The 12,368-nt window shown below is 73.1% G+C and carries 9 protein-coding genes; 4 read left to right on the plus strand and 5 right to left on the minus strand.

Annotated elements, in window-relative coordinates; all coding sequences use genetic code 11:
• Nucleotides 1-82: 82 nt before the first annotated feature.
• Together EKG83_RS15840 and EKG83_RS15845 are read right to left on the minus strand one after the other, a co-directional pair.
• On the minus strand, nucleotides 83-1,597 hold the full coding sequence (locus EKG83_RS15840) for an FAD-dependent monooxygenase (RefSeq protein ID WP_033431247.1): 1,515 nt from the start codon (nucleotides 1,595-1,597) through the stop codon (nucleotides 83-85).
• A gap of 34 nt (nucleotides 1,598-1,631) precedes the next feature.
• On the minus strand, nucleotides 1,632-2,510 hold the full coding sequence (locus EKG83_RS15845) for an SDR family oxidoreductase (protein ID WP_033431246.1): 879 nt from the start codon (nucleotides 2,508-2,510) through the stop codon (nucleotides 1,632-1,634).
• 114 nt (nucleotides 2,511-2,624) lie between these two features.
• Between EKG83_RS15845 and EKG83_RS15850 the strand changes: the two genes are divergently transcribed.
• Entirely contained in the window at nucleotides 2,625-3,197 is a 573-nt protein-coding gene (locus EKG83_RS15850; protein WP_033431283.1) for a TetR/AcrR family transcriptional regulator, read from the plus strand.
• 365 nt (nucleotides 3,198-3,562) lie between these two features.
• On the opposite strand, the gene EKG83_RS15855 is transcribed toward EKG83_RS15850, so the two are convergent.
• The gene (locus tag EKG83_RS15855) at nucleotides 3,563-4,720 is read right to left on the minus strand and encodes a sugar ABC transporter substrate-binding protein (protein ID WP_228122632.1); all 1,158 of its coding nucleotides are present in this window, start codon (nucleotides 4,718-4,720) and stop codon (nucleotides 3,563-3,565) included.
• A 264-nt stretch (nucleotides 4,721-4,984) separates the two neighbouring features.
• Entirely contained in the window at nucleotides 4,985-5,674 is a 690-nt protein-coding gene (locus EKG83_RS15860; protein WP_051765828.1) for a TetR/AcrR family transcriptional regulator, read from the minus strand.
• Between the two features lie 211 nt (nucleotides 5,675-5,885).
• Between EKG83_RS15860 and EKG83_RS15865 the strand changes: the two genes are divergently transcribed.
• The 3 genes from EKG83_RS15865 (at nucleotide 5,886) to EKG83_RS15875 (ending at nucleotide 11,510) form a co-directional block, all read left to right on the plus strand.
• A complete protein-coding gene (locus EKG83_RS15865; protein WP_228122633.1) occupies nucleotides 5,886-7,133 on the plus strand; it encodes an amidohydrolase family protein in 1,248 nt (415 codons plus the stop codon).
• 32 nt (nucleotides 7,134-7,165) lie between these two features.
• A complete protein-coding gene (locus EKG83_RS15870; RefSeq protein ID WP_033431245.1) occupies nucleotides 7,166-7,918 on the plus strand; it encodes an SDR family NAD(P)-dependent oxidoreductase in 753 nt (250 codons plus the stop codon).
• Nucleotides 7,919-8,735: 817 nt separating this feature from the next.
• Nucleotides 8,736-11,510, plus strand: coding sequence for an AAA family ATPase (locus tag EKG83_RS15875; protein ID WP_051765876.1), 2,775 nt, complete (start codon nucleotides 8,736-8,738; stop codon nucleotides 11,508-11,510).
• Here the strand turns inward: EKG83_RS15875 and EKG83_RS49625 are convergent.
• Nucleotides 11,473-11,778 carry a hypothetical protein gene (locus EKG83_RS49625; protein WP_033431244.1) on the minus strand — a complete coding sequence of 102 codons (306 nt, stop codon included), beginning with the start codon at nucleotides 11,776-11,778 and terminating at the stop codon, nucleotides 11,473-11,475. The genes EKG83_RS15875 and EKG83_RS49625 overlap by 38 nt on opposite strands.
• Nucleotides 11,779-12,368: the final 590 nt, after the last annotated feature.

Genomic DNA, 12,368 nt, shown 5'->3' on the forward strand with positions numbered 1-12,368 from the left:
CCGCGGTCGACCACGTCGGCGCCCACGAGTTCGCCCCCGGCCCGGAGGAGCCCGCTCCCGCGGCGGTTTCAGCGCGGCGGTCTCAGCGCGGCTCGCCGAACCACGTCCGCAGCGCGTCGGCGAGCGAAGCGGCGTCCGCGCCCGCCCACGCCACGTAGCCGTCGGGTCGGACCAGCAGCGCGTCGGCGGGGGCGGCGTCGGACGTGGCGACCACCAGGTCGACCCGGTCGGCCCAGCCCGCCGCGACCCCGGCCCGCTCCGGAGCCCCGGTCAGGTCCACCAGCAGCGGTCGGCCGGTGCGCGCCAGCTCGGCGGGCCGGACCGGGCGGCCCGCGCGGGTCAGCGGGAAGTCCGGCACCCACCGCCCGGTGAGCTCGTCGTCCCCGGCGGACGGGTGGCGCACGTCGGCGCCCGCCATCATCGCCGCGATCCGCCGCGCGTTCGCGGGGTCGGCCAGCAGCTCGCCGAACACCTCCCGCAGCGCGGTGACCTCGCTGCCCGGCGCGAGCAGCGCCAACTGCGCCTGGGAGGACACCACCACCCGCTCGCCCGCCGGCCGCCGCTCCTCCTGGTAGGTGTCCAGCAGCCCGGCGGGCGCCCACCCCCGGACCTCGGCGGCCAGCTTCCACCCCAGGTTGACGGCGTCCTGCAGGCCCGCGTTCAGGCCCGGCCCGCCGATGGAGGAGTGCACGTGCGCCGCGTCGCCCGCGATCAGCACCCGGCCCACCCGGTAGCGGTCGGCCAGCCGGGTGTTGAAACCGGGCAGCCGCCGCAGCACGTGCGGACCCGGACCGCCCGGCTCGCCCATCGGCACGTCCCGGCCCAGCACGCGGGCCACGGCGGCCCGGACCTCGTCGAAGGTCACGGGCTCGCCGTCGGCCACCTCGGGCCGGTCCCACTCCACGGCCGTGACCCGGTGCACCCCCGCCTCGATCGACACGGACGCGAACACCCCGTGGTCGGTGCGCCGGTAGGTCAGCCCTCCCGGTGACGCCGGTTCGTCGGTGAGCGCCCGCCGCTCGGACTCCGGCAGCACCGCGTCCGCCGCGCGGACGACCATCCGCCGCGCGCTCACCCCCGGGAAGCCGATGCCCGCGAGCTTGCGCACCCGGCTGTGCCCGCCGTCGCAGCCCACCAGGTAGCGGGCCCGCAGCGACCCGCCGGTCAGCCGCGCGGTCACCCCGTCGGCGTCCTGCTCGAAACCGAGCAGCTCCTGACCGCGGCGCAGCTCGGCCCCCAGCCCGACGGCCCACGCCTCCAGGTGGGCCTCCAGCTCCCACTGCTGGATCGTGAAGGCGTACAACGGGTTGTCCGCCCAGCCGCCCAGCAGCAGGGGCATCGCGCCGTAGGGGAACACGTCCACCGGCCGGGGCGGGGCGGCGTCCCCGCTCAGCCCCTCGTACAGGCCGCGGTGGTCCATCAGCCGCACGACCTGGCCGACCAGCCCGCCCGCCTGCGGCACCGGCACGCGCCGCGGCGACCGCTCGACCACGACCGGCCGGACCCCGGCCAGGCACAGCTCACCGGCCAGCATCAAGCCGACCGGACCCGCGCCGACGATCACCACGTCGGCCGTCTCCACCGCCGAGGCGGTCATGCGCACCACTCCAGGTAGTCGAAGGTCCCGTGCATCACGCGAAGTAGTGACCCGCGTCCAGGTCCTCGACCAGCCCCGGCCCGACCGGCCGCCAGCCGAGCAGGTCGCGGGTCAGCGCGCTGGAGGCGGGCTGGTCGATCCCGAGGAGCCCGCCGAGGAAGCCGAACCCCTCGGCCGGGACGGCGGCCACGGGCACGTCCAGGTGGCGGCCGACGACCTCGGCGATCTCCCGGATCGGCACGCCCTCGTCGCCGACGGCGTGCAGCACCGACCCGGCCGGGGCCTGCTCCAGCGCCAGGCGGAACAGGTGCGCGGCGTCCCGCACGTGCACGGCGGGCCAGCGGTGGGAGCCGTCGCCGACGTAGCCGGAGACGCCCCGGTCGCGAGCGGTGTCGACCAGCATCCTGACGAACCCCCGGTCGCCGGTGCCGTGCACGGACCGGGGCAGCCGCACCACCGAGGAGCGGACGCCGCGCGCGGCCAGGCCGACCGCCGCCCGCGCGTTCGCGTCGCGCAGCACCGCGAACCCCTCGCCCTCGGCCCGGTCGCGCTCGGTCGCCACCCCACCGGGCACGACCGGCGTCCCGGACGCGACGACCAGCGGCTTGCCGGAGCCCGCCAGGGCCGCGCCGAGCGCCTCGACGACCCGCCCCTCCTCCCGCGCCGACTCCTCGAAGCGGCTGAAGTCGTGGCCGAAGGCGAGGTGGACCGCCCCGTCGGCGCCCGCCGCCGCGTCGCGCAGCAGGTCCAGGTCCGCCAGGTCGCCGCGCAGCACCTCGGCGCCCAGTTCGGCGGCGGCCGCGGCCGAGCGGTCCGACCTGGCCAGTCCGACGACGCGGTGACCCGCCCCGATCAGCTCGGGGACGAGGGCCGAGCCGATCCAGCCCGCCGCGCCGGTGACCAGAACACGCATGGGAAGCCTCCTGGGAACAACCCCGTCCGGCCCGGTGCCGGACGAGTGATAGGACTTGGTCCCATCACTGTAGCACCAGTGATGGGACCAAGTCCCGTCGCCTATCCTGTGGGCATGGCCCGATGGGAACCCGACGCGCAGGACCGGCTGCTGCGCGCCGCGCTCGACCTGTTCGCCGAACAGGGCTACGACGACACCACCGTCATCGAGATCGCCCGGCGGGCAGGACTGACCAAGAGCACCTTCTTCCGGCACTTCCGCGACAAGCGGGAAGTGCTCTTCGGCGGCCAGGACCTCCTCAACGGACTCCTCGCCGAGGGCATCGCGAACGCACCCGGCACCGCGACACCGCTCGACGCCGTGGAAGCCGCCCTCGACGCCGTCGCCACCGTCTTCACCCCCGCCCGGCGCGACTACGCGCCCGCCCTCGTCGCGGCCATCGCGAACAACAGCGAACTGCGCGAGCGCGACGCGCTCAAGCGCACCGGCTTCGCCGAGACCATGACCGCGGCGCTGCGCCGCCGCGGCGTCTCCGACCGGCCGGCGAGCGTCGCCGCCTGGCTCGGCGTCCTCGCGTTCGGCGCGGCCTACTCGCGCTGGGCCGACCCCGCCAACCACCAGGGGTTCGGCGAACTCGCCAGGCAGGCGCTCCACGAGCTGCGGACGACCATCGCCGAACTCCGCTGAACCCGGTCCCGTCGGGGGACCTCCGGGAGGGGGTCGAGGCCGAGCGGGTGTCGTGGGACCGGGGCGAGGACTCGGTCTTCCCCTCCCCGCGCGGTGGGACCGCCTCCGGGCGAGGTTTTTCTGTTCTGCGGGGTGAGGTGCCGCGGTTGCCGTGTCATCTGATCCAGGCAGGACTTCGTTCGACCACCCACCTTCTGGGCGGCACGGTGAAGTACGGCACCGGTGTGGCCGCCGCCGTCCCACCCCCCGCGTGGCCCGACCGACGGCGCCGCCACCCGGCCCTCCGCCAGGCGGACGCGGCCAGGCGGCGGCAACGGGTACGCGCACCAAACGGCCTTCACCTGCTCAAGCTCGGAAACGGCCACTCATTTGGCTTGGTGTACCTCGGGTCGCAACGCCGTCTGCTTGGGGGTGGCTCGTCCTCGCCTCATTCGTTCCAGTACGTGGATCGCGCTCTCGGCGAGGCGGCGCGAGTCCTGGACCACGGTGGCGCGTAGCGGACCTGTGCCGTTGTCGATCAGCGCGAGGGCCTCGGGTGCCCCGTCCACGCCGATGATCACGGTGTCCCCGGTCGTGGGGGAGTGGGTCCCGCGCAACGCGTCCACCGCGCCGAGCGCCATCTCGTCGTCGGTGCAGAACACGGCGTCGAGTCGTCCGTCTCGCGCGTCGAGTTCGCGTACGTGGGCCTGCACGGCGTCACGCGCGCGGGACCGCTGGAACGCGCAACTGTCGTCCACCACGATGGAGACGCCGTCCACGCGGCTGCGCAGCACCTCCGCGCAGCACCTCTGCCGGTCCACCTGCTCCAGGCCCGCCAGGATCAGGAGGTGGGGGCGGCGGACCCCGTGTCGCGTGAAGTGGTCTGCGAGCCACTGCCCGGCGAGCACGCCTATGTCGGCGGGGAGGTAACCGACGAACGCCGTGTTGGGCGGGTAGTCGGCTTCGTCGTCGAACGGCTCGATGTCGAGGAAGACGACCGGCGCCCGGAAGTCGGCGCAGAACTCGACGAGTTCCGGCCGCAGCCGGTGGACCTCGGTGGCGACCACGAGCCCTCCGAGGTAGTCGCGCCGGGATCGCGCCAGGTGCCTCAGGTGGTGTGCCTGTGCGGCGGCGTCGTAGTCGTGCTCGGGTGCTTTGAGCACCAGGTCCAGTCCGTTGCGGTTGAGCGTGCCGTGCACGTGCTGCATCAGCTCGACGATCCAGGGCTTGCGGTTGAACGCCGACGTCACCAGGAACACCCGCCGGCCGCGCCGGAGCGGCAGCGCGGTCACCGCGCCGGCCATGACCGCGAGGAGCGTCGTCCACACCGGGACGGCGAGGTTCACCAGTCCGCTGAGCAGGAGGACGAGTCCGCTGGTGCACACCGCGCCCGCGAGGAGGACCACACCCGCCGGGCGCGGAGACGGGTACGGGCTCTGCTTGTAGGTGATGCGCACGTCCCGCCCGGCCTGCACGACGGAGCTCCTGGAGGACGCCTTCGCCACCTGACCGCCCGGCCGGTCTGCCGGCACCTCGTCACGCACGCCGCGATGGTCCCGCACCGCCCGCTGGGGTGATCGTCGATCCGGTGCGATTGCCCGACTTGGCGCAATGCCGTCGGCAAGGGGTGCCGACGAGCGGCATGGGAGGCCGCCTGTTCCCGAGGGGGTGGGCGGAGGCCGGGTGGGCGGTCGGACGGCGACGACGCGGGCGGTGAGGGCGTGGTCGTTCGCGTTCGGTCCGTCAAGCCCGCTGCTCGACCCGCGCGGGACCGCGGTCCCGGACCCGGGGGGCGCACTTGATCCCCGTCAGGAGCGGGCTTCTGGGGTGTCGGATTGGTCCGGCTCCGGTGAGCGGGTCCCGCGCTGGGGTGCGGCCGGTGCGGGAAGGCGAGGCGAGTCGGCCTCCGCGCCCTCGTCGACGAGGCGCTGGAGGACGTCGGCCAGCCAGTCGCGCAGCTGCGGGCCGGTGGCGGCGGCGACCGCGCCCGTGTGCAGCATCCTGCGGGTCACGACGGTTCCGACGATGAAGGACTGGATCGCGTTCGCCGTGTCGACCGCCTGGTGGTCGGAGAACCCCCACGACACCAGCGCCCTGGTCAGCGGTGCGGTCGCCTCCTGTTCGAGGAACTCGCCCAGTGCCGCCGGGCGGGAGGAGGCCGAGCGCAGCAGGGCCAGCAGGGGGTCGGCGTCGCCCTGCCGCTCCCAGCGGTCGACGATCCGGTCGGCCAGCCGCCGGCCGAGGCCGTCGATGCTGCCCGGCAGCGTCGAGTCCAGGTTCAGCCGCGTTTCCATCGCGGCGAGGAACAGGCCCTCCTTGCCGCCGAAGTAGCGGGTCACCAGGTTCGGCGAGAAGCCGGCGGCCTGGGCGACCTGGCTCACCGTGGTCGCCTCGTACCCGTTGCGCGCGAACAACGCGGCCGCGGCCTCCAGCAGCCGTTCCCGCGTGGCGGCCGCGTTGCGCGGCCGGGACGGTTGCCTGCCCTCCGCGGATCCCACGGCCGCTCCCGACGCATGTGTATGGGTAGACACAACGGCGCGAGTCTACACGGGCCCCCAGTCGGCGACGTGGAGCTGATCACCCTGTCGGTCGCCCGTGCGCCGACCGGGACGAGGGCGGTCAGAACAAGATGTGTACGGCCAAGCACATGATGTGTATGGTCGTATACAAGTTGGTTCGTCAAGCTGCGGGCGAAAGCCGAGGTGCGTTGTGATCCACAGGAGCTACGCCATCCGCAACGTGAAGGTGTTCGACGGTGAATCGGTCATCGATGCCTCCACGGTGACGCTCGCGGGCGGTGTGATCACCGACGTCGGCCGCGGTTCCCCGCCGGCGGGGGCGACGGTCGTCGACGGTGCCGGCGGAACACTCCTGCCGGGCCTCGTCGACGCCCACGTCCACCCTGATGACGACGGCCTCGCCCAGGCGGTGCGCTTCGGCGTGACCACCGTCGTGGAGATGGGCGGACCCCCGCGCGGCCCCGAGGACCGGGCCCGGATCGCCGGTGACGACCGGCTGGCCGACATCAGGTCGGCGGGCCTGCCGCTCACCGCCGTCTGCGGGCACCCGAACGAGCTGTTCGTCCCGGTGGAGGAGCTGATCGGACCGGATGGCCGCCGTCATCCCGAAGCGGCGCCCATGCCCGGCCTCGCGGACCCCGACGAACTCCCGGCGTTCATCGCCCAGCGGGTGCGGGAGGGTTCCGACTTCATCAAGCTGCTGGCCGAGGAAGGCACGGTGCTCAACGCGCCCGGTCTGCCGGAGCTCGGCGAGGACGTGTTCGCCGCCGCGGTCCGGGAAGCCCACGGCCACGGCAAGCTCGTCGTCGCCCACGCGCTCACCCACGACGCCACGGTGGAGATGCTGCGGGTCGGCGTCGACGGACTCGCCCACCTCTTCCTCGACCGGGCGCCGACCGACGAGATCGTCGACGCCATCGCGCGGTCCGGCGTGTTCGTCATCCCCTGCCTGGTGCTGAACCGGTCCATCACGGGCACGACCGGCGAGGACCTGGCGGCCGACAGCCGCGTCTCGTCGCGCATGGGCGAGGAGTGGCTGCGTGCGCTGCGCAGCTCCTTCGGCACCTACCCCGAAGGGGACTACCGGTTCTCGCGGCAGACGGTGGGAACGCTCCACCGCGCCGGCGTGCGCATCATCGCCGGAACCGACGCGGCGCGGGCCGAGGAGGAGCACGGCGGACTGGCCCAGGGCGCGAGCCTGCACCACGAGCTGCAGCTCCTCGTCGAGGCGGGCCTGTCGAACGTCGAGGCACTGCGCGCCGCGACATCCGGCCCCGCCCGGGTCTTCGGGCTCGACGACCGCGGCGTGATCCGGCCCGGGGCCAGGGCCGACCTGCTCCTGGTCGACGGCGACCCCACCGGCACCATCTCCGACACCCTCGCGACGCGCGCCGTGTGGCGGCGAGGGGCGATGACCACGCCGCTGGCGACCGCCTGACGCGGCCACACCACCACCGGAGGGAAGCAGACATGACCACCGCACGCAACGTCGTGATCACCGGGGCCGCCGGCGGCATCAGCTCCGAGATCACCAACCGGTTCCTGCGCAACGGTGACACCGTCCTCGCCAGTGACCTGTCCCAGGGGACGCTCGACGAGTGGCGCACCCGCTGGGACTCCGACGGCCCGAACCCGTCGCTGCACACCTTCCCCGCCGACGTCTCCGACGAGGCGAGCCTGGCCGGGCTGGCGGAAGCGGCGCGGCAACGGCTGGGCACCGTCGACGTCCTGGTCAACGCCGCCGGGCACTTCCCCCAGACGCCCGTCGAGAAGATCTCGGGCGAGGAGTGGCGCCGGGTCGTCGAGGTCAACCTCAGCGGCACCTTCTACACCGTCCAGGCGCTCCTCCCGCTGATCAAGCGGAGCGAGCGCGGGCGCATCATCAACATCGGGTCCGGCGGGATGTTCTTCGGAGTCCCGATGCAGGCGCACTACATCGCCGCGAAGGCCGGCGTCATGGGCCTGACGCGAGTCCTGGCCCGCGAACTCGGCAACGACCACCCGATCACCGTCAACCTCGTCACCCCCGGGCTCGTCGTGACGCCCGCGGCCGCCGCGGTCCTGCCCGAGCCCCTGCTGGCGATGCAGCGCAACCTGCGTTCCCTCCACCGGGACGAGGTGCCGGACGACGTCGTCGGCTCGGTCTTCTTCCTCGCGTCCGACGACGCCGCTTTCATCACCGGCCAGACGCTCAACGTCGACGGTGGCCTCACCATGTGGTGACGGCGGTCGAACCCCCGATTCCGGACGGAGGGTCGGGAGGGGATCTCCTGCCGGCCGCCGAGCGGGGAACCGGAGCGATACGGGTAATCCGTATTGACGAAATCGACGGGCATGGCCAGGATCGGCCGCGCCGCCGGGGATCGCGGATCATGCGGTGCCCTTTTTCCCGGGTGGGGAGGAATTGGGGCACCTCGGCTGGTCAAAAGTGCAATGTCCGTTTTGGATGATCTTTACCGGTCCTGCTCGCCGGTAGCGTGAGGACATGACCGGTACGGCACGGCCGCAAGCCGGCGCCGATCGTCACGATCGGGGTGATGGGCCTGGCGAGCGGGGTGATCGGGGTGCTGCCGACCTGTGGCCGGATCGGCTGGGTGGCGGGGGCGCTGCTGCTGGTGCTGAGGGTGGTGCGGGGGCTCGCGGGAGCGCGGGTCGCGCGCGGTGAAGGTGCGGATCGCGATCGCGTGCTCGATCGTCGGGTCGTACGGCCGGGGAATCGGGTGCCGGCGGATTCGGCGGGTCGTCGCCGGGGCCGGGCTGGGGTGGCCCTCGATCTCGCCCGCGACCGGCCGGTAGGGCTCCTCGTTGGTTCGCTTGATCCGCGGGAGTGGTTCGAACCCGGACAGGCGGGTGGTCCCGACCGCTCACCCGGCCCTGCCGGCGCGGTCGGCCAGGGGTGCCGCCGGGGTACCGGGTCGTCGGGCGCCGGGGGCGTCACGATCCCCGCCCGATAGGAGTTCCCGCGGAAAAGGCCGATGCGGCGATTCGTTTGCAGTTCCTGCCGAGCAAGCTCCGGCTGCGCAAGACGGAGGGATCGTGCATGATCGAACGAGAGTCTGAACTCGCCGGGTTGACGGCGGCTCTTGCCGAGTCCGCCACCGAGGGCGTGCGCGTCGTCGTGCTCCAGGGTGTTGTCGGGACCGGCAAGACGGCGCTGATCGAGGAGTTCGGCGACCGGGCCCGCGGCGCCGGGGCGCGACTGCTCCGCGCCAGCGGGGCGCCGACCGAATCCTCGCTCTCCCTGGGCATCGTGCGCCAGTTGCTCGCCGGTGAGGTCTTCGACCGCGATGCGGCGGCGGTCGTCGGCGGTCTGCTCGACCACCGGCTGCTCGCCGACGCGGAATCCGACGGGGTGAGCCGTTCCCGGGTGCTGGACGGGCTGGCGACGGCGGTGCTGGGGCTGGCCGGCCGGGGCCCAGTGGTGATCGCCGTCGACGACGCGCAGTACCTCGACGCGTTCTCCCAGGACTGGCTCATCTACCTGATCCGCCGTGCCGGGCTCGCCCGGATCCTGATCGTCCTCGGCTGGCGCGACGACAGCGAACCGTCCCCGGGCAACTGCCGACTGCTCTGCGCCGAGTTCCACCAGCAGACCTACTTCCGGCGGATGCTGCTGGCCCCGCTCTCGTCGAGCGGCGTCACCGAGCTGGTGGCCGGGCGGCTCCGCGAGTCAGGTGCGGCGGAACTGACCGCGAAGGCGCACCAGCTCACCGGCGGCAATCCGCTGCTCCTGCACGCGTTGCTGGAGGACGGCCGGGCCGCCACCGGCGGCGACGGCCCGCCGGCCGAGCTGGACGCGTGGCCCGAGCTCGAACGGGCGGTCCAGCTCGCCCTGCGCCGGTGCGACCCGCTGACGCTGCGGGTCGCGGGTGCGATCTCGGTGGTGGGCGAGCCGTCGCGGTTCGCGCTGCTCGGCTGGCTCGTCGACGCCGCGCCGGACCGGGTCGCCGTGGCGATGCGCGTGCTGACCCGGATCGGTCTGGTGGAAGCCGGCCGGATGCGGCACCCGGTCATCGCCGGCGCCGTGCTCAACACCTTCTCGGCCGCTGATCGCTCCGACCTGCACTGGCGCGCGGCGGACCTGCTCAAGGCGTGCGGCGCGGACTCCCTGACGATCGCGGAGCACGTCGTCGCCTCCGGCCGCCTCGACGACCCGTCGGCCGTGCCGAACCTGGTCGAGGGGGCGCAGCAGGCGCTGGAGAAGGGCTACCCGCGGCGGGCCACGGAGCTGCTGCGGCTGGCGTACCAGGTGGACACCGACGTCCGGCGCAGGGCGGAGACCCGGGCCTTGCTGCTGCGGGCGGAGTGGCGGGTCGACCTGGGGGCCTCGGCCGGCCACCTGCCCGAGCTGACCGACGCGATGCTGAGCGGCCGGCTGCGGGGCCGGCACGCGACGATGCCGATCATCATCATGCTGGTCCAGGGGCGGGTGGCCGATGTCTGCTCCGTGCTCTCCCGGCTGGCGGCCGACTCGCCGCCGGGCTCCCGGCCCTCGTGGGAGTTCGAGCTGATGCAGATGTGGCTGGCCGACATGTACCCGGGCATCTTCCGCCGGGAGGACTGCGAGAGCAGGGCGAACGGCACGCCGATCATGCTCCCGGGCGCCATCGGCTACCGGCTGCTCGAACACTTCCGGAGCATCCACCACCAGGGGGCGACCGCGGAACGCCTGGTCCAGGCGGACGAGGCGTTCTGGCAGCAGCCGCTGACCGAGATGAACCTGCTGCCGGCCATCCTCGCGTTGTGCACGATGATCTACACCGAGCGGTTGGAGGAAGCGGAACGGCGGTGCCGGGGGTTGGTGCAGACCTGCCTCGACCTCCAGGAGCCCACCTGGCACGCGATGTTCTGCGTCATCGCGGCGGAGATCGCCCTGCGCAGGGGCTCGATCGGCGTCGCGGCCACCCGGGCCGGCGCCGCGCTCGAACTCATCCCGGTGGCCGAGTGGGGCGTGCTGGCCGGTGTGCCGTTGAGCACCCTGCTGACGGCGCAAACGCTGCAGGGCAAGCACGATGAAGCGGCGCGCACGCTCGCCCTGCCGGTGCCGGACGTGATGTTCGAGACGCCGTTCGGCCTGTCCTACCTGTTGGCGCGCGGCCGTCACTACGTCGAGCGCGGGCTCGCGCAGGTGGCCCTCGACGACTTCCAGGCCGTCGGCGACCTGCTCGACCGGTGGGGGATGGAGAAGAGCGGGGCGTTGCCGTGGCGCACGGAGATGGCCGCCGCCCACCTGCAGCTCGGCGACCGCGAGGTGGCCGCGCGCTACGCCCGCGAGCAGCTGCGCCGGATCGGCCAGGACGGCCACCTGCGGGTCCGCGGGCGCACCTTGCGGCTGCTGGCGGCGACCCGCGAACTGCGCCTCCGGCCACCGGTGCTGCACGACGCCGTGGACGTCCTGCACCGGAGCGGGGACAAGTTCGAGCTGGCGAGCGCGCTCGCCGCCCTGCACGACGCGTACACCCAGCTCGGTGAGGCCGGCCGGGCGCGGTCGGTGGCGCGCAAGGCCAACAGCATCAGGCAGGCGTTCTTCGGGGAACAGCCCGCTCGGCGGGTGGGTGCGCCGGACGTGCTGGAGGAGACGGAAGTCGACATGCTCGTGCTCAGCGATGCGGAGCGCAGGGTCGCCAAGTTCGCGGCGAAGGGACTGACCAACCGGGAGATCGCCGGCAGGCTCTACCTCACCACCAGCACGGTCGAGCAGCACCTGACCCGGATCTACCGCAAGCTGGGGGTCAGCTCACGGGTGCAGCTGCTGTCCCGACTCGCGCCCCAACCGGTCATCCCGCGCCAGGACCACGGCGAGGTCTCCGCCTAGTGCTCCGGCCGGTGGCCGGCGACTCCGCCGCCGGCGCCGGGTCGGCCACGCGCAGCACGAACTCGAAGACCCGCGGCAGGTCGGCCCGCACGCCCGCCGCCCGCAGCGCCGCCCGCGCGCCGACGATCTCGGCCGACAGCGACATGTCCCGGTAGCCGGAGACGGTGGTGCGGACGTCCCCGAGCGCCCGGCGGGTGAGGTTCTCGATCTCGCGGACCTCGTCGTACGCCCGGTCGCGCTCGTCGCTCTCCAGTAGCCGCCGTGCCACGCCCGCCTCGACGGACGCCCGATCCCGCGGGTAAGCACAACGGGAACAAACCACTCGATGCGGTGACACCGGCCGGAACTCGCCTCCGCCCGCCGCGGGATTTTTCCACAATCGATGTTTCCGGTCCGACACGCCAGGCCGAGGGGCCGGCGGGGTGGGCACTGTGAGTGATGGCATCGGACCTTGTGTGTCCACGCAAGAGTGACAAACCGGCGCGGGAGTTGTCGCCGGCGCAAGCCGCCGCGGCGGATGGGTCCCGTCGTCACGCCCGTCTGACGTCAACCCGGTGTCGACGTCAAGTCGGCACCATGTCCCGACCCGCGCGCCGGCAACCTGGATCGGGAAAAGGATGGCGCAGACGCGTGTACCCGAGACCCCGGGGGGTACCTGTGTGCGGTCCCCGTTGGACGCGCGGGCGATCGGGATTGATCAATCCGGCGATTGGTCGGGGAGCGTGGAAATGATCTCTCCGTGCCTGATGGAGATCAATTGACCAGATACTCGGATACCGGTTGAGGAATTGCCATGAAGGCCCTCGTGTGCAACGGCGCTGGCGATGACGAATATCCGCGGGCCGCCCCTGCACGTGT

The organism is Saccharothrix syringae, from assembly GCF_009498035.1.
Lineage (GTDB): Bacteria > Actinomycetota > Actinomycetes > Mycobacteriales > Pseudonocardiaceae > Actinosynnema > Actinosynnema syringae.